The organism is Streptomyces sp. NPDC050315 (assembly GCF_040655775.1).
Classification (GTDB): domain Bacteria; phylum Actinomycetota; class Actinomycetes; order Streptomycetales; family Streptomycetaceae; genus Streptomyces.
Window position 1 is genome coordinate 54650 of sequence record NZ_JBFAKN010000002.1, and the last position, 17316, is coordinate 71965.

The 17316-nt window shown below is 74.6% G+C and carries 14 protein-coding genes and 1 riboswitch; of the genes, 9 read left to right on the forward strand and 5 right to left on the reverse strand.

The genetic code is table 11. The features are described 5' to 3' along the window. Window positions 1-23: 23 nt before the first annotated feature. The 3 genes from AB0I82_RS07290 to AB0I82_RS07300 are packed head-to-tail and all read right to left on the reverse strand — an operon-like array spanning window position 24 to window position 4477. The gene (locus AB0I82_RS07290; protein WP_363256159.1) at window positions 24-1370 is read right to left on the reverse strand and encodes an extracellular solute-binding protein; all 1347 of its coding nucleotides are present in this window, start codon (window positions 1368-1370) and stop codon (window positions 24-26) included. Then, on the reverse strand, window positions 1367-4045 hold the full coding sequence (locus AB0I82_RS07295; RefSeq protein ID WP_363256160.1) for a caspase family protein: 2679 nt from the start codon (window positions 4043-4045) through the stop codon (window positions 1367-1369). Before AB0I82_RS07295 ends, AB0I82_RS07290 begins: the two co-directional genes overlap by 4 nt. 6 nt (window positions 4046-4051) lie before the next feature. After that, entirely contained in the window at window positions 4052-4477 is a 426-nt protein-coding gene (locus tag AB0I82_RS07300) for a hypothetical protein (protein ID WP_363256161.1), read from the reverse strand. 201 nt (window positions 4478-4678) lie between these two features. Next, window positions 4679-4812, forward strand: a riboswitch (cobalamin riboswitch). A 156-nt stretch (window positions 4813-4968) separates the two neighbouring features. On the opposite strand from AB0I82_RS07300, the gene AB0I82_RS07305 reads away from it, so the two are divergent. From AB0I82_RS07305 to AB0I82_RS07325, 5 genes are read left to right on the forward strand one after another with little or no spacing between them, the layout of a single operon-like run. Further along, entirely contained in the window at window positions 4969-5937 is a 969-nt protein-coding gene (locus AB0I82_RS07305; protein WP_363256162.1) for a cobalamin biosynthesis protein, read from the forward strand. After that, window positions 5934-7469: a cobyric acid synthase gene (locus AB0I82_RS07310; RefSeq protein WP_363256163.1), complete on the forward strand. Its 1536-nt coding sequence runs from the start codon at window positions 5934-5936 to the stop codon at window positions 7467-7469. Before AB0I82_RS07305 ends, AB0I82_RS07310 begins: the two co-directional genes overlap by 4 nt. A gap of 50 nt (window positions 7470-7519) precedes the next feature. Continuing rightward, window positions 7520-9640 (forward strand): putative cobaltochelatase, encoded by a 2121-nt coding sequence (locus tag AB0I82_RS07315; protein WP_363256164.1) that lies wholly within the window; start codon window positions 7520-7522, stop codon window positions 9638-9640. Further along, window positions 9640-10236, forward strand: a complete 597-nt coding sequence (gene cobO, locus AB0I82_RS07320; RefSeq protein ID WP_363256165.1) for a cob(I)yrinic acid a,c-diamide adenosyltransferase — start codon at window positions 9640-9642, stop codon at window positions 10234-10236. Before AB0I82_RS07315 ends, cobO begins: the two co-directional genes overlap by 1 nt. Window positions 10237-10270: 34 nt before the next feature. Further along, complete coding sequence (locus AB0I82_RS07325; protein ID WP_363256166.1) at window positions 10271-11635, forward strand: cobyrinate a,c-diamide synthase; 1365 nt, start codon at window positions 10271-10273, stop codon at window positions 11633-11635. Window positions 11636-11640: 5 nt separating this feature from the next. On the opposite strand, the gene AB0I82_RS07330 is transcribed toward AB0I82_RS07325, so the two are convergent. Beyond that, window positions 11641-12369 (reverse strand): ZIP family metal transporter, encoded by a 729-nt coding sequence (locus AB0I82_RS07330; protein ID WP_363256167.1) that lies wholly within the window; start codon window positions 12367-12369, stop codon window positions 11641-11643. Between the two features lie 119 nt (window positions 12370-12488). Between AB0I82_RS07330 and AB0I82_RS07335 the strand changes: the two genes are divergently transcribed. The 3 genes from AB0I82_RS07335 to AB0I82_RS07345 all read left to right on the forward strand — a co-directional run bounded on the left by AB0I82_RS07335 (window position 12489) and on the right by AB0I82_RS07345 (window position 15092). Continuing rightward, complete coding sequence (locus tag AB0I82_RS07335) at window positions 12489-12962, forward strand: cobalamin biosynthesis protein (protein ID WP_363256169.1); 474 nt, start codon at window positions 12489-12491, stop codon at window positions 12960-12962. Then, window positions 12959-13996 carry an Rv2231c family pyridoxal phosphate-dependent protein CobC gene (gene cobC, locus AB0I82_RS07340; protein WP_363256170.1) on the forward strand — a complete coding sequence of 346 codons (1038 nt, stop codon included), beginning with the start codon at window positions 12959-12961 and terminating at the stop codon, window positions 13994-13996. Before AB0I82_RS07335 ends, cobC begins: the two co-directional genes overlap by 4 nt. A gap of 73 nt (window positions 13997-14069) precedes the next feature. Next, entirely contained in the window at window positions 14070-15092 is a 1023-nt protein-coding gene (locus AB0I82_RS07345) for a bile acid:sodium symporter family protein (RefSeq protein WP_363256171.1), read from the forward strand. A gap of 111 nt (window positions 15093-15203) precedes the next feature. Here AB0I82_RS07345 and AB0I82_RS07350 read toward each other — a convergent pair whose 3' ends face one another. Beyond that, on the reverse strand, window positions 15204-16295 hold the full coding sequence (locus AB0I82_RS07350) for an amidohydrolase family protein (protein WP_363256172.1): 1092 nt from the start codon (window positions 16293-16295) through the stop codon (window positions 15204-15206). Window positions 16296-16705: 410 nt separating this feature from the next. On the opposite strand from AB0I82_RS07350, the gene ectA reads away from it, so the two are divergent. Then, window positions 16706-17272 carry a diaminobutyrate acetyltransferase gene (gene ectA / locus AB0I82_RS07355; protein ID WP_363256173.1) on the forward strand — a complete coding sequence of 189 codons (567 nt, stop codon included), beginning with the start codon at window positions 16706-16708 and terminating at the stop codon, window positions 17270-17272. Window positions 17273-17316 lie beyond the last annotated feature (44 nt).

The window sequence follows — 17316 nt, forward strand, 5'->3', positions numbered from 1 at the left end:
CCACAGGGCACCTTCGAAGGCGCTCAGCGTCCGCGTTCTCCGCGGCCGCTGAGCGCCTTCGTCGCTTCCTCGGCGAGCTCGTCGGCGATGGACGCGTCGTCCTTGCCGGTGAGGTAGTCGAAGACGTACAGCTGCACGACCTTGCTGTACGTGGCGTAGTGCGGGCTGCGCGGCCGGGGCGCCGCGTCCTTGAGCGCGCGGTGCAGCAGGTCCGTGTACGGCGGGCCCTGACCGGGCGGCGCGGTGCGGTGCCGGGCGCCGTCGCCCTCCTCCCGGCGGGCGTCGTCGGGCGGCAGATCGCACGCGGGTGCCGTGCCGTCGTACGCCGAGGCGCGGGTGGCCGCGAAGCCGCGCTGCAGCAGGCAGTGCTCGCTGCGCGCCGAGGTGAGGGCGGTGATCAGGGAGCGGGCCTCGTCCGGGTGCGCGGCGTCGGCCGCGAGGGCGAGGTTCTGGCCGCCCAGGACCGTGCGGTGGCGGCCTTCCGAGGAGCCCGCGGGCAGCTGGGCCACGTCGAACTCCCGGCCCGGTTCGAGCTTCTCCGCGACCGAGGCGTACTCCACCGGCCAGTTCCGCATGAACAGCGCCCGGCCCTCGGCGAACCACTCCCTGCTGGCGGTCTCGTCCATCGCCGTCGCTTCCTGCGGCATGATCGTGCGCAGCCGCTCCTTGAGCGCGTACACGCCCTGCTGCAGCGCCCCGGCGAGGTGCGCCGTCCGCTCCGGGTCGCCGCCGGACGCCCAGACCGACTCCAGGGTGTTGACCGTGAGGCCCTCGTAGGGCCGCAGCTGGGCGACCATGCCGTACAGCTTCTCGTCGGCCGGGCGGTGGGCGTTCTCCTCGGCCATGATCTCCTGCGACCAGGTGCGCAGCTGCTCCCAGGTCTCGGGCGGCCCGTCGTACCCGTACTTCTTCAGCAGGTCGCTGCGGTAGTAGAGCAGCCCGGCGTCGGTATTGAAGGGGACGGCCCAGACGGTGCCGTCGGAGCCGGTGGTGACCGTCTTCTTGACGCTGGCGAGGAAGTCGCCGCTCAGCTCCTTGCCCCAGGGCCGGATGATGCCGGCCGCGGCGAACTCCGCGGTCCAGGCCACGTCGATGTTGAGCACGTCGTACCCGCTGTTGCCGGACTGCCCTGCGGCCAGCAGCTGGCTGCGCTGCCCGTCGGCGGTGTCCGGCAGCTTGACGATGCGGACGTGCTTGCCGGTCCGCCGCTCCCACTGGCGGATCAGCTCCCGGCGCACCCCTGTACTGCTGAGGTCGCTGCCCGTGGCCAGGACGATGTCCCCGTCGGCGGCGGGCGTGGGACCCGGGTCCGTACAACCCGCCGCGAGCAGGCAGAGAACGGCGGCGGCCGCCGCGGCCACGCGCTTCACCGGCCCGCCTCCTGTCCGCCCGTACCGAAGGAGGCCACCAGTCCGGCCAGGGTGTCCGCGGCTCCCGGGCCGCCGGTCACGCAGTTCCCTCCGGAGTCCTCGACGACGTGCCGGACCGGGGCCGCGTCGCAGCCGCCCCGGCCGGTCGCCAGCACCACCACGGGGATCCGGGGGTGCGCGGCGAGCGCGTCGGAGAGCGCTTCGCGCGCCGCCGTCGACCGCTTCCCCGCGCCGTCGTCCTCGTCGAGGACGAGCACCACGGCCTTGGTCCGCTCGGCCGGGCTGTCGCGCAGCCGTTCCAGCCCGGCGGTCAGCGCCTCCTGCATCCACGCCCCCTGATCGACCAGGCCGCCATCGTCCCGCTGCAGGCGCTCCAGCAGCCTGCGCCCCGCCGCCGGGTCGGAGCTCCCGGCCCTGATCCGCTCGACGGGGCGCTCGCGGTCGCGCGCTGCGGTGCCGGGCCGGGGGTAGGTCCACAGCCCGTACGTGTCCTTCGGCCCGAGGATCTCCAGGGCGCGGCCGACCGCGTCCGCCGCCTCGGCGATCCGGCCGCCGTCCGCCATGGAGGTGGAGGTGTCGAGGAGGAAGAGGAGCTGCCCGGGGCGGTGCGCCGTGTCGTACGCGGCCAGCACCCGGGCGACCTGCTCCCGCCCCGCGGTGTACGGCTCCACGCCGACGTCCGGCAGGACGCCCGCGCGGCTGTCGCGGAGCGGGGAGCCGGTGGGCGGCGGGGCGGCGCGGCCGTCCGCGTTCACCCCGCGGTACCCGGCCTCCGTGATCACCCGCTGACCGCCGTCCGGCCGCCGCAGCCAGTCGGCGAACCGCTCCGAGGCGGCCTGCCGGCGGGCGGCGTCGGCGGCCCCCTGCCAGGCCACCCGGATCAGCGGGTGGTCCAGGCCCGGCACGCCGGCCGGGTAGTACGCCTCGTAGCGGTCGTCCTTCTCGGGGACGGTGGCGAGGGCCGGGCAGTTGCCGACCGCGTGGCCGAGGTTGGCGTCGGCGAGGGACTTCTCCGTGACCAGCGGCGCCGCGGTGGCGCGCGCCTGCGCGGCCCCCGAAGCGCCAGGGCGCAGCGAGCACAGCAGCTCGGCGCTGCCCGCGTACTGGCTGCCCGGCGCCCGCAGCCGGCTCTCGGCCCGCTCGGCCACCTCCGCCCGTGGCGCGCCGCTGTCCCGGTCGACGGGGGCGCCCTCGTCGGCCAGGTACAGGCCGATGGTGTGCATCAGGCCGACGCCGGACAGCGCGGGGCTGGGGCGGAGCAGCCGCAGCTTCCGGTCCGCCGCGTCGTCCAGGATCTCGTGCCAGCTGCTGCCGGCCTGCTCCACGTCGGACAGGCCGCGCGCCGCGGGGACGCCCACGACGAGCGGGGTGAAGGCGACCGGGCCGATGCGGTGCAGGGTGGCGGGCGCGTGCGCCGCCATGCCCTGGCGGACCTGGAGGTAGTCGACGGTCGATTCGGGCACCCACAGGTCGGGCTGGGGGCCCGGGCGGTAGAGCGGCTCGGTGACCCGGCCGTCGCCGTCTCCGGGCGGGGTCTCGTCGGCGCCCTCGGCCTCGCCCTGCCAGCGGTCCGCCGCGGCGAAGCCCTGCGCCACCTGGTCCTTGGCGGCGGAGTACACGGTGATCTGGGTACGCCGACAGCCGTCGGGCACGTCGTCCTCGCCCGGCACGGGCTCGGTGTTGAGGGCGGACATCTCGTACGCGAGGGCGGCGGCGCGCAGCGTCGGCTCGGCCTCGGGGGCGGTGAGCAGCCGCAGCTCCTGGGCGGGCGGGCAGCTCTCGGGCGGCGCGAGCCGGTCGGTGAGGACCAGCGCGGTGGCGACGAGGGCCGGCGCGACGGCGGCGGCGGTCAGCAGCCGTAACCGGCGCCGGGGACGGGAGCGCCACCAGCGCCGGGCCCGGACGGTGAACGGGGTACGGGGCCGCAGCTCGCGGGTGGCGAAGGAGACCACCACGTCGTCGACGGTGTTCTGTTTGGAGGCGCGCGGCACCCAGGCGCCGCCCTGCGGGGTCGTGTGCCCGGCGAGCCGCCGCCGCAGTTCGCCCGCCAGATCCTCGAAGGTGACGAACTCCTTGCCCTCGATGCCGTGTTCGAGGATGTCGAGCACGGCCCGGGTGAAGACGGTGCCGCCGCCGGGCTCGGTGCCGCTGAAGATGCGGCGGTTCGGCTGGGCGGCCATCAGCAGCGAGACCGGCTTCTCGTGGGTACGGAAGCTGTCGTCCGCGTTGCCCGCGAAGCAGCATTCGAGCACGACGACGACGCGGTCGGCCCGCGACCTCTCCAGGCGCGGCAGCACGTCCTTGGCCCAGGAGACCGCTTCGTGCGAGGCGACCCGTCGCTCGTCCTGCGCCACCCGCGAGGACCCGACCAGCAGGTGCAGGTCGCTGCCGTCGCGCCGGACCCGGCCGTGCCCGGAGAAGTAGACGAGCAGCAGTCCGCGTGCCTCGTCGGCCGCGGTGCGCAGCGCGGCGGTCAGCTCCTCGGGGGTGTCCGGGCGCAGCGGCGTCACTTCCTGGGGCAGGAAGAGGTCGGTGGCCGGGGCGCACAGCACCCGGCCCAGCTCGTCGGGGTTGGCGAAGACCGCGTCGAGGTCGTGCAGCCGGGGGTCCTGGTACCGGCTGACGCCGATGATCAGCGCGCGGTTCCGCTTGCCCCGCGCGTCGTAGAGGGGCATCGCCGGTTACTCCGTGCCGACGCGGCCGCCCTGGTCGTCGCGTTCGGCGCGCGGATCGGGGTCGTCGAGGCGGCGGTGTCCGGAGGCGTCGGTGATGTCGAGCCCCGGGGCCTCGCCCTTGGCGGCGGTCTCCCTGCGGTGCGCGAGCCACTCCCGCAGGGCGATGAGGAGCTGCTCGGTCATCGGCGCCACGACCGCGCCGATGAGGACCAGGACGAGGTCGTCGATACCGACGGCCATTTCGGGTCCCTGGTCCGCCGCGCCGGTGCGCGGGGCGGTCTCCGCGCCCGGTGCCCGGCGCCATGCGTGGTTGCCGGGCGTCAGCCAGGACTCGCGCTGCAGCCACCGCTGCAGGTCTTCCAGATCCTGGCCCCCGTCATGGGTGCCGGTGACTCTGATGCGTACCTCGTGATGCTGCCGGTTCTCCGCCATCACCGTCCCCCTCCTGCGGCACCTTTGCCATAGGTGCCCCGATGGTGTCGTGCGGGAGGTACGGCAGGCAACAGGTCGTCAACCGCCGTCCACGCTGTGTCGTTGACCACAGGGCCTGCCATACGCCCGCGTCGCAGGTCAAGGGTGAGTTGACGGGCATTCGCGGCACGTGGTGGACTGCCCGATGCCATTCGGCGACAGATGAGGAAGTCCGGTGAGAATCCGGCGCGGTCCCGCCACTGTCACCGGGGAGCGCTCCTCCAGAAGCGGCCACGGCCCGCGCAGACACGGGCTGGAAGGCCGGGGGCAGCGCCGATCCGGGAGCCAGGAGACTCTCGTCGCCCGTCACGTCGAGCCAGGGCGCGGACCCTGAGTGAGGACACACGCCATGCCGGGCCCCGAGCCGAGACCCCTGCCTTCCTCCGCCGTACGCCCGGTACGCGACCGCGTGCGGCCGTCCCTCCGAGGCACGACGGCAGGCTGATCCGACGATGCGTGCCGAACACGCCACCTATGCGTGCGGCGCGGCTCTGGGCTTTCTCGGCGACCTGGCCGTGGGCGATCCCCGCCGCGGCCACCCGGTGGCCGCCTTCGGGCGGGCGGCGGGCGCCGTGGAGCGCGGGCTGTGGCGCGACCACCGTGGATACGGAGCGGCGCACACCGCGCTGTGCGCCGGCGGGGCCGCCGTGGGCGCGGCCCTGCTCTCCCGTGCCGTACGCCGCTGCGCCCCCGCACACATCGCGCTGACCGCCGCCGCCACCTGGGCCGTGCTGGGCGGGACGACGCTGGGCCGGGAGGCGCGCGCCATCGGCGGCGCACTGGAGGCCGGCGACCTCGACGTGGCGCGCGAGCGGCTGCCGCACCTGTGCGGCCGCGACCCGCAGTCCCTGGACGGGCAGCAGATGGCCCGCGCGGTCGTGGAGTCCGTCGCCGAGAACACCTCCGACGCGGTCGTGGGCGCGCTGGTCTGGGGCGCCGTGGGCGGCGTACCGGGCCTGGTCGCCTTCCGCGCGGTCAACACGCTGGACGCGATGGTGGGTCACAAGTCCGACCGCTACCGCCGGTACGGCTGGGCCTCGGCCCGGCTGGACGACGTGGCGGGCTGGCCCGGCGCCCGGCTGACCGCGCTGCTGGCCACCGTCGCCGGGCCCGACCCGCGCGGCGCGTGGCGCGCCTGGCGGGCCGACGGCAAGCGGCACCCGAGCCCCAACGCGGGCCCGGTGGAGGCCTCCTTCGCGGGCGCGCTCGGCGTACGGCTGGGCGGCACGCTCGCGTACGCGGGGCGGGTCGAGCACCGGCCGGTGCTCAACGACGGCGCACGCGCGGTCGACGGCGCGGACATCGCGCGCGCGGTGCGGCTGTCGCGCCGGGTGAGCGCGCTGGCGCTGGCGACGACGGTCGGGGCACGGATCGCCGTGGGCGCGGTCCGCGGCGCGCGGAAGGCGAGGAGATCCCGGTGAGCGGTAGCGGTACGGACAGGACTCTCGGTGGCGGCCTGCTGGTGGCCGGCACCACGTCGGACGCGGGCAAGAGCGTCGTCACGGCGGGCATCTGCCGCTGGCTGGCCCGCAAGGGCGTCAAGGTCGCGCCCTTCAAGGCGCAGAACATGTCGCTCAATTCGTACGTGACGCGCGAGGGCGCGGAGATCGGGCGGGCGCAGGCCATGCAGGCCGCGGCGGCCCGCGTCGAGCCGACCGCGCTGATGAACCCGGTCCTGCTCAAGCCCGGCAGCGACCGCAGCAGCCAGGTCGTGCTGCTGGGCAAGCCGGTGGGCGAGCTGAGCGCGCGCGGCTACCACTCGGGCCGCCAGGAGCGGCTGCTCGGCACGGTCACCGACTGCCTGACCGAGCTGCGCCGTACGCACGACGCGGTGATCTGCGAGGGCGCGGGCAGCCCGGCCGAGATCAACCTCCGCCGCACGGACATCGTGAACATGGGCCTCGCGCGCGCCGCGAACCTCCCCGTGGTCGTCGTCGGCGACATCGACCGCGGCGGCGTCTTCGCGTCCTTCTTCGGCACCACCGCGCTGCTCTCCGCGGCCGACCAGGCGCACCTCGCGGGCTACCTGGTGAACAAGTTCCGCGGCGACGTGACGCTGCTGGAACCGGGCCTGGACATGCTCAAGGAGCTGAGCGGGCGGCCGACGCTGGGCGTACTGCCGTTCCGGCACGGGCTCGGCATCGACGAGGAGGACGGCCTGCACGTCTCGCTGCGCGGCGCGGTGCGCGAGAGCACGGTCGCGCCGCCGCACGGCAAGGACATCCTCCGGGTCGCGGTCGCCGCCGTGCCCCTGATGTCCAACTTCACCGACGTGGACGCGCTGGCGGCCGAACCGGGTGTCGTCGTCCGCTTCGTGGACCGCCCCGAGGAGCTGGCCGACGCCGACCTGGTCGTCCTGCCCGGTACGCGCGGGACCGTACGGGCGCTGCAGTGGCTGCGCGAACGCGGCCTCGCGGACGCGGTCGCGCGCCGGGCCGCGGAAGGCCGCCCGGTACTCGGCATCTGCGGCGGCTTCCAGATGCTCGCAGAGCACATCGAGGACGAGGTGGAGTCGCGGGCCGGCGCGGTCGACGGGCTGGGACTGCTGCCCGTACGCGTCCGCTTCGCGCAGGAGAAGACCCTCGCCCGGCCGGAAGGCACGGCACTGGGCGAGCCGGTGGCGGGGTACGAGATCCACCACGGCGTGGCCGACGTCCGGGAGGGCGACGAAACCTTCCTCGACGGCTGCCGCGTCGGCTCCGTATGGGGCACGCACTGGCACGGCTCCCTGGAGAGCGACGGCTTCCGGCGTGCCTTCCTGCGCCGGGTGGCGGCGGCCGCGGGACGCGCGTTCGTGCCCGCGCCGGACACCTGCTTCGACGCGCTGCGCGAGGAACAGCTCGACGCGCTGGGCGACCTGATCGAGGAACACGCGGACACGGAGGCGCTGCTGCGCCTGATCGAGAACGGGGTGCCCGCGGGTCTGCCGTTCGTACCGCCGGGGGCACCGTGAGCGCGCCCGGCGAGAAGCCAACGAAAGCCACTCGGAGGAGTGATCCGTACGTGAGCACCCGGTATCCGTTCACCGCCGTCGTCGGCATGGACGACCTGCGGCTGGCGCTGCTGCTGAACGCCGTCAGCCCGGCGGTGGGCGGCGTCCTGGTCCGCGGCGAGAAGGGCACGGCCAAGTCGACCGCGGTCCGTGCGCTCGCCGACCTGCTGCCCGACGTGTCGGTCGTCGCCGGCTGCCGCTTCAGCTGCGACCCCGCCGGTCCGGACCCGGAATGCCCGGACGGGCCGCACGAGGTGAGCCCCGCCGAATCGCGCGCGGCGCGCATGGTCGAGCTCCCCGTGGGCGCCTCGGAGGACCGCCTCGCAGGCTCGCTCGACATCGAGCGCGCCCTGTCCGAGGGGGTCAAGGCGTTCGAGCCGGGCCTGCTCGCGCACGCCCACCGCGGCATCCTGTACGTCGACGAAGTCAACCTGCTGCACGACCACCTGATCGACCTCCTCCTCGACGCCGCCGCCATGGGCGCCTCCTACGTCGAGCGCGAGGGCGTCTCCGTACGGCACGCGGCGCGCTTCCTGCTCGTGGGGACGATGAACCCCGAAGAGGGCGAGCTGCGGCCGCAGTTGCTGGACCGCTTCGGGCTGACCGTGGAGGTCGCGGCCTCCCGCGAGCCGGACCAGCGGGTGGAGGTCGTACGGCGGCGGCTGGCGTACGACGCCGACCCGGCCGGTTTCGCGGCGCGCTGGGCCGCCGAGGAGGAGGCCCTGCGGCAGCGGATCGCCACGGCCCGGGCGCTGCTCCCGGATGTCGTGCTCGGTGACGCGGCGCTGCGCCAGATCGCCGCAGTCTGTGCGGCGTTCGAGGTGGACGGTATGCGCGCGGACATCGTGATGGCCCGTACCGCAACCGCGCTGGCCGCTTGGGCGGGCCGCGCCGAGGTGACCGAGGACGACGTCCGGCAGGCCGCGCTGCTGGCGCTGCCGCACCGGCGCCGCCGCAACCCGTTCGACGCCCCCGGCCTCGACGAGGACAAGCTCGACCGGACGCTGGAGGAGTTCGCCCCCGAGGACCCGCAGGACTCCCCGGAGGACGAGGAGCCGGACCCGGAGCCGGAGGGTCCGGACGACGGGCCGGACGGCGGCGGTCCTGACGGCGGTCCCGACGGTGGCGGCGGGCAGCCCCCGCAGGGCAGCGGCCCGGACGACGCGCCGCCGCCGTCCGGCGCGGGCTCCGACGCGGGCCCCGAGCAGCCCTCCGTACCGGACCAGCGTTCGGACGGCGCTCCGGAGCAGCAGCCCGCCCAGCCCCAGAACGAGGGCGGTGCCGCTCCCGAGAAGGCCGCGGTCGGCGCCGCGGAGCCGTTCAAGACCCGGCGGCTGGACGTGCCGGGGCTCGGCGAGGGCGCCGACGGCCGCCGCTCGCGGGCCCGTACCGCGCACGGCCGTACGACCGGCTCCCGCCGCCCCCAGGGCGCGCTGGGCAAGCTGCACCTGGCCGCCACCGTGCAGGCCGCCGCGCCGCACCAGAAGGCGCGCGGACGGAGCGGCCCGGGACTGCTCGTCCGCCGCGACGATCTGCGCGAGGCCGTGCGCGAGGGCCGCGAGGGCAATCTCGTGCTCTTCGTCGTGGACGCGTCCGGCTCGATGGCGGCGCGCAAGCGGATGACCGCCGTCAAGGGCGCGGTCCTGTCGCTGCTGCTGGACGCGTACCAGCGACGCGACAAGGTCGGCATGATCACCTTCCGGGGCGCGGACGCCGAGCTCGCGCTGCCGCCCACCTCCTCCGTGGAGGCGGGCGCGGCCCGGCTGGAGCAGCTGCCCACCGGCGGCCGCACCCCGCTGGCCGCGGGCCTGCTGAAGGCCCATGAGGTACTGCGCGTGGAGCGGATGCGGGATGCCTCGCGCCGCCCGCTGGTCGTGGTCGTCACGGACGGCCGGGCGACCGGCGGCGTCGAGCCGCGCCCGCGTGCCGCCAAGGCCGCGCGGCTGCTGGCCGCCGAGGGCACCGCCTCGGTCGTCGTGGACTGCGAGGCCGGTCCCGTGCGCCTCGGCCTGGCCGGCGAGCTGGCCCGCGATCTGCAGGGCACCGCCGTCACCCTCGACGAACTCCGCGCGGACAGCGTCTCCGCGCTCGTCCGCACCGTCACCGACACCACTCACCGGAGGGCCGCCTGATGCCGCAGGGACAGCCGACCGTCGTACCGAACGACGGCCTCACCACCCGTCAGCGCCGCAACCGCCCGCTCGTCTTCGTCCACACCGGCACCGGCAAGGGCAAGTCCACCGCCGCCTTCGGGCTGGCGCTGCGCGCCTGGAACCAGGGCTGGCCGGTGGGGGTTTTCCAGTTCGTGAAGTCCGCGAAGTGGAAGGTCGGCGAGGAGCGCGCGCTGAAGACGCTCGGCGAGACCGGCGAGGGCGGCACGGTCGCCTGGCACAAGATGGGCGAGGGCTGGTCCTGGGTCCAGCGCGACATCGAGTCCAGCGAGGAGGCGGCCCGCGAGGGCTGGGAGCAGGTCAAGCGGGACCTGGCGGCCGAGTCGTACAAGCTGTACGTGCTGGACGAGTTCGCGTACCCGATGCACTGGGGCTGGATCGACACCGATGAGGTGATCGAGGTGCTGCGGAACCGTCCCGGCACCCAGCATGTCGTGATCACCGGCCGCAACGCGCCGGAGAAGCTGGTGGACTTCGCCGACCTGGTCACCGACATGACCAAGGTCAAGCACCCGATGGACGCGGGCCAGAAGGGCCAGCGGGGCATCGAGTGGTGAGCCGTTCCACGACCGGTCAGCTGAGGATCCCACAGTGAACATCCCGCGCCTGGTGATCGCCGCGCCCTCCTCGGGCAGCGGCAAGACCACCGTCGCCACCGGCCTGATGGCCGCCTTCCGCGAGGCCGGTCTCGCGGTGTCCCCGCACAAGGTGGGCCCGGACTACATCGATCCGGGCTACCACGCGCTGGCCACCGGGCGTCCGGGCCGCAACCTCGACGCCTACCTGTGCGGTCCGGAGCGGATCGAGCCGCTGTTCCTGCACGGCGGGGCGGGCGCGGACCTGGCGCTCGTCGAGGGCGTCATGGGCATGTTCGACGGCGCGTCCGGGATGGGCGAGCTGGGTTCGACGGCGCAGGTCGCCAAGCTCCTGCGGGCCCCGGTCGTACTGGTCGTGGACGCGTCCTCGCAGTCCCGGTCGGTCGCGGCGCTGGTGCACGGCTTCGCGTCCTGGGACCCGGAGGTGCGGCTCGCCGGGGTGATCCTCAACAAGGTCGGCTCGGACCGGCACGAGGCGCTGCTGCGCGAGGCGCTCGGCGGCGCGGGCGTGCCGGTACTGGGCTGTCTGCGGCGCGCGCCGAAGGTCAATACGCCCGCCCGGCACCTGGGACTGGTCCCGGTCGCGGAGCGGGCTCCGGAGGCCGTGGAGTCCGTACAGGCGCAGGCGGCGCAGATCCGCGCCGGGTGCGACCTCGACGGGCTGCTGGCGCTGGCGCGCAGCGCGCCGGAGCTGACCGGCCCCGCCTGGGAGCCGCACGCCCCGGAGACGCCCGCCACGGGCCGCCCGGTGATCGCGGTGGCCGGCGGCGCGGCCTTCACGTTCTCGTACGCGGAGCACGCCGAGCTGCTGACGGCGGCCGGTGCCGAGGTCGTCCCCTTCGATCCGCTGCGCGACGAGAAGCTGCCGCCGGACACGGCCGGGCTGGTGATCGGCGGCGGGTTCCCGGAGGTGTACGCGCCGGAGCTGTCGGCGAACGCGCCGCTGCGCGCCGAGGTCGCCCGGCTGGCGGCCGCGGGCGCGCCGGTCGCCGCGGAGTGCGCGGGCCTGCTGTACCTGTCCCGTTCGCTGGACGGGAAGCCGATGTGCGGGGTGCTGCCGGCCGACGGGCGAATGTCGGAGCGGCTGACGCTGGGCTACCGGGAGGCGGTGGCCATCGGTGACAGCGCGCTGGCGGCCGCCGGGACGCGGGTCCGCGGCCACGAGTTCCACCGCACGGTCCTGGAGCCGGGTACGGGCGAGAGTCCGGCGTGGGGCTTCGTGCGCCCCGAGCGCCGTACCGAGGGCTTCGTACAGGACGGTGTGCACGCCTCGTACCTGCACGTGCACTGGGCCGCCGAGCCGTCGCTCGCGCACCGGCTGGCGGCGCGGGCCGGGGCGTGGGCGGCGGGGCGCGCCTGATGGCCTCAGTGGCCCGACAGGCCGACCACCAGCCACATGAAGCCCACCCCGGCGGCCGTACAGCCCAGCGTCGACAGCGCGGGGTGGTCGTGGTGGGCCTCCGGCAGGATGTCGGAGGTCGCGAGGTAGAGCAGGACGCCGCCGAAGAAACCGAGGTAGAACCCGAGCGGCTGCTCCGGCAGGGTGATCAGGAGCGTGGCCGCCGCGCCCACGAGGGGCGCCAGCGCGTCCGCGCCGAGCAGCAGCAGCGCCTTGCGCCGGGCGTTCCCGTAGAGGCTGGCGATGGTGTACGTGTTGAACCCGTCGGCGAAGTCGTGGGCGATCACGGCGAGCGCCACGGCCACCGCCATCTCGCTGCCGACCTGGTAGGCCGCGCCGATCGCGAAGCCGTCCATGAGGCTGTGCACGACCATGGCGGCCGCGGCCGTCAGCCCCACCTGCGGGACACGCTCCTCCGGGTCCATGCCGTGCGCGGCCTTCCGTACCGCCAGGAGCCGTTCCGCGGCGTGCGCGGCCAGGAAGCCCAGCACGAAGCAGAGCAGCGCGGCAGGCACCCCGAGGAGCGGCACATCGGCCGCCTCCAGGGCCTCCGGCAGCAGGTCGAGGCCGACGACGCCCAGCATCAGGCCGCCGGCGAGGCCGAGGATGAGGTGGCGGCGGTCGGTGACCCGGTGGGCGACCCAGCCGCCGACGAGGGTCATCAGGAACGCGCCGACCGCGATGACCACAGGCACTGTGTCGCCCCTTCCGCCGCCGTGCCCACGCGTGTACCGGTGCCGGTACCCGTGTCACCTGCTTACTGATCCCCGGCCGGTCCCGCATGTCCGGCTCCGCCCCGCTGAAAGGACCCGCCGTGCAAGCAGAGGGACCCCGGCGCGACCTGACGGTAGGGATCGGCGCCCGGCCCGGAGTGCCGGCGGAGGAGCTGACGGCGCTGGTCGGGGCCGTACTCGCGGAGGCCGGGCTGCCGCTCGCCGCGGTCCGTGCGCTGGCCACCGTGGACGCCAGGGCCCGGGAGCCGGGGCTGCGGGCCGCCGCGGCGCTGCTGGGAGTGGAGCTGTTGGCGTACCCGCCGGCCGTACTGGCCTCCGTACCGGTGCCGCATCCCTCGGACACGGTGCTGGCGGCCGCCGGGACGCCGTCCGTCGCCGAGGCCGCCGCGCTGGCCGCGGCGGGCCCTGGCGGCACGCTGGCCGTCCCCAAGCGGAAGGCCGCACCCGCGGACGGCGGCGCGGCCCGGGCCACCTGCGCGGTCGCCCGCCGCGCCGCACCCCACGACAACAGCACGCAGCCGACCGTACGCACGCACGAGGAGACGACGCCGTGACCACCCTGCCCGACCTTCGCCACCACGGGGACGCCGAGGTACGCGGCGCCGCGGCCGGCCTGACCGACCTGGCCGTCAACGTCCGTACGGGCACCCCGCCGGCCTGGCTCAAGGCCCGGATCGCCGCGTCGCTGGACGGGCTGGCCGCGTACCCGGACGGCACGGCGGCGCGCGCCGCGGTCGCCGCGCGGCACGGGCTGCCGGTCTCCCGGGTCCTGCTGACGGCCGGCGCCGCCGAGGCGTTCGTGCTGCTCGCGCGGGCCGTGCGCGCCGCGCGGCCGGTCGTGGTGCATCCGCAGTTCACCGAGCCGGAGGCGGCGCTGCGGGACGCCGGGCACGAGGTGGGCCGGGTGCTGCTGTCCGAGCGGGACGGCTTCCGGCTCGACCCGGCCGCCGTACCGGACGACGCGGACCTGGTGGTGGTCGGCAACCCGACCAACCCGACCTCCGTGCTGCACCCCGCCGAAACCGTGGCGGCGCTGGCCAGGCCCGGGCGCACGCTGGTCGTCGACGAGGCGTTCATGGACGCGGTGCCGGGCGAGGCGGAGTCGCTGGCCTCCCGTACGGACCTGCCGGGCCTGGTGGTGTTGCGCAGCCTCACCAAGACCTGGGGGCTGGCCGGGCTGCGCATCGGATACGTGCTGGCGGACCCGGAGACCATCGAGGCGCTGGAGCGGGTCCAGCCGCTGTGGCCGGTCTCCTCGCCCGCGCTCACCGCCGCGGAGGCGTGCAGCGGCCCGGAGGCGCTCGCGGAGGCCGAGAAGGCGGCCGAGGACATCGCGGCCGACCGGGCGTACCTGATCGCGCGGCTGGGCGAGTTCCCGCAGGTCACGGTGGTTCGGCCGGCCGAGGGGCCGTTCGTACTGATGCGGCTGCCGGACGCGGCGGGCGTACGGGAGCGGCTGCGGGAGCTGGGCTTCGCGGTCCGGCGCGGCGACACGTTCCCGGGGCTGGGCGACGAGTGGCTGCGACTGGCGGTGCGGGACCGGAACACCATCGACCGCTTCGTGACGGCCCTGGCGAAGGCGGTCTGAGGGCCGCCCGAGGGCCGTCCACCATCCGGAACCACGTTGCCCGGGGCACCTAAGATCGCCGTAAGGTGCCGACGTGACGAACGAGCAGACGAATCAGAAGGCCGCGGCGCCCGAGGGGCCCGCACCCGCCGCGCCGCATGGGCCGGGCACCGGTGACCTCCCCGCTTCCGACCGCGCCGCGCGGCGCGCCGTGACGCTCTTCCCGCTGCTCGTGATCGTGGCCGGGCTGATCGGCCTGTTCTGGCCGTCGCACTTCACCGGCTGGGCCCCTGCCGTGCCGTGGCTGCTCGGTGTCGTGATGTTCTCGATGGGCCTCACGCTCACGGTCCCGGACTTCGCCGCGGTCGCCAAGCGGCCGTGGGCGGTCGGACTGGGCCTGGTCGCGCACTACGTGATCATGCCGGGGCTGGGCTGGCTGGTGGCCACGGTGCTGGACCTGCCGCCCGCGCTGGCGGCCGGCGTGATCCTGGTCGGCTGTGCCCCGAGCGGTACGGCCTCCAACGTCGTGACCTACCTGGCACGCGGCGATGTCGCGCTGTCCGTCTCGGTGGCAACGGTCTCGACCGTCGTCGCCCCCTTCGTGACCCCGCCCCTGACGTACCTGCTCGCCGGCCAGTTCATGCACGTGGACGCCGGCGTCATGGTCACGGACATCCTCAAGACGGTCCTGCTTCCGGTCTTCGCCGGCCTGCTGGTCCGGCTGATGGCCGGGCGCTTCATCGACAAGCTGCTGAAGGCGCTCCCGTGGCTGTCCGCGCTGACCATCGCGGTGATCGTGCTGGTCGTGGTGGCGGGCAGCGCGGCGCAGATCAAGGACGCGGCGGCGCTGGTGCTGCTCGCGGTGGTCCTGCACAACGGCCTCGGCCTGGCACTCGGCTACGGCGCGGGCGCGCTGGCCCGCCTGGGCCGCCCGGCGAGCCGCGCCATGGCCTTCGAGGTCGGCATGCAGAACTCCGGCCTGGCCGCCTCCCTGGCCACAGCCCACTTCAGCCCCGCAGCGGCGCTGCCTGCGGCGGTCTTCTCGGTCTGGCACAACATCTCCGGCGCGGTGGTCGCGGCGTGGATGGCCCGGAGCGCCCGCAAGGCCGGCGCGTAGCGCGGCCAAGGGGCGGGCGCGCAGCGCCCGCTCCAGGGGCGCGGGGAACTGCGCGCCCAGCCAGGACGGCGCCGCAGGGGGCCGACGACACCCACCACAGCGGCGCTGTCCCTAACCGACCACCCTCCCCCGCAGAATCACCCGCCGCGGCGTGCCGAGAACTCGTACGTCCGCCCGAGGATCCGCCTCGTACACCACCAGGTCGGCAGGCGCGCCCTCGGTGAGCCCGGGGCGCCCGAGCCACTCCCGGGCGCCCCAGGACGTCGCCGAGAGCGCCTCCACGGCCGGGATACCGGCCTTGACCAGCTCCCCGACCTCCTGGGCGACGAGCCCATGCGCGAGCGAGCCCCCCGCGTCCGTGCCGACATAGACCGGCACACCCGCGTCGTACGCCGCCCGTACCGTGTCGTAGCGCCGCTCGTGCAGCCGCCGCATGTGGTCGGCCCAGCGCGGGTACTTCGCGTCGCCACCGGCCGCCAGCTGCGGGAAGGTCGCGATGTTGACGAGCGTGGGGACGATCGCGACGCCCCGCTCGGCGAAGAGCGGAATCGTCTCCTCGGTCAGCCCCGTCGCGTGCTCGATGCAGTCGATACCGGCGGAGACCAGCGGCTCCAGGGACTCCTCGGCGAAGCAGTGGGCCGTGACGCGCGCCCCCAGCCGGTGCGCCTCCGCTATCGCGGCCTCGACCGCGCCCCGCGGCCAGCAGGACGCCAGGTCGCCGGTCTCCCGGTCGATCCAGTCGCCGACCAGCTTGACCCAGCCGTCCCCCCGCTTCGCCTCCTGGGCGACGTACGCCACCAGGTCCTCGGGCTCGATCTCGTGCGCGAAGTTGCGGATGTAGCGGCGGGTGCGCGCGATGTGCCGCCCGGCGCGGATGATCCGCGGCAGGTCCTCCCGGTCGTCGACCCAGCGGGTGTCCGCGGGCGACCCGGCGTCGCGGATCAGCAGCGTGCCCGCCTCACGGTCGGTGAGCGCCTGCTTCTCGCTGGTCGCCTCGTCGACCGCCCCGTGCGCGTCCAGGCCCACGTGACAGTGCGCGTCGACCAGACCCGGCAGCGCCCAGCCCTCGATGGTGGTGACGTCCCGCGCCCCGGCCGGCCGCTCGTAGCTGACGCGTCCGCCGACGACCCACAGGCCGTCCCGTACGTCGTCCGGCCCGGCCAGGACCCTCCCCTTGATGTGCAGCACCGCGCTATCGCTCATGCACGCACTGTACGAGCCGCGCGTGAACCGCTGGACGGGACGGTCCGCGGGGAGGAATCCCGGAAACCCCATGGCGCTCCGGGCTTTCCTTGCTGTACACCTGTTACCAGAGAATTGCCAATTCTTCAGGCGCGCAGCTTCCCGTATTCTTCTGCCCGCTTTTCCGCAGCTCAAACGCGTCGATTCGGGTGACCCGCAAGTCCCGTAATTCGGACGGATCTCGCAGCCGTTACGCACATGTGACCGACCACACAGGCGGACTGATTTGCCCCCTATTTTCCGGGCAAACCAAGACATCCCAAGGGTCTTCCGTGCGCCCGTGCGTCCCCGCGCGATAACACAGAACCCCCCGTCTCCGTAACCCCAGCCCGCGATGCAATTTCGAATTTCCCTCGGTAAATTTAATTCCCATGACCGCCGCACAAGCAGACCTTGCACGTGCCCGAAGCGAATTCAGAGAAATGCCGGAGGGCTTCAAGCTCGATGCCCCGCGAGTGGAGGACGGGGCCGCCATCTGGCGCATAGCCCGGGACTCCCGCACGCTGGACCTGAACTCCTCCTACAGCTACCTGCTGTGGTGTCGTGACTTCGCCGCCACCTCCGTCGTCGCCCGCGACGCGAAGGGCGAGACGGCCGCCTTCATCACTGGCTACATCCGCCCCGCCCGCCCCGAGACCCTCGTCGTCTGGCAGGTCGCCGTCGACGACGCGCACCGTGGCCGCGGGCTGGCGGCAGCTCTCCTGGACGGCCTCGCCGGCCGCGTCGCGCAGGAGCAGGGCATCACTCGCCTCGAGACCACGATCTCGCCCGACAACACCGCATCGAACCGGCTCTTCGCCTCCTTCGCCGAGCGCCACGGCGCCTCCGTGGAGCGCGAGGTCCTCTTCGACGCCGGGCTGTTCCCCGAGGAGGGCCACGAGCCGGAGGTGCTGCACCACATCGGCCCCTTCGCCGCCCCTGCAAAGCCCGTGCGCTGAGCGCACCCCAAGACTTCCCCCCTCTGTCACACCCCACATCTCCC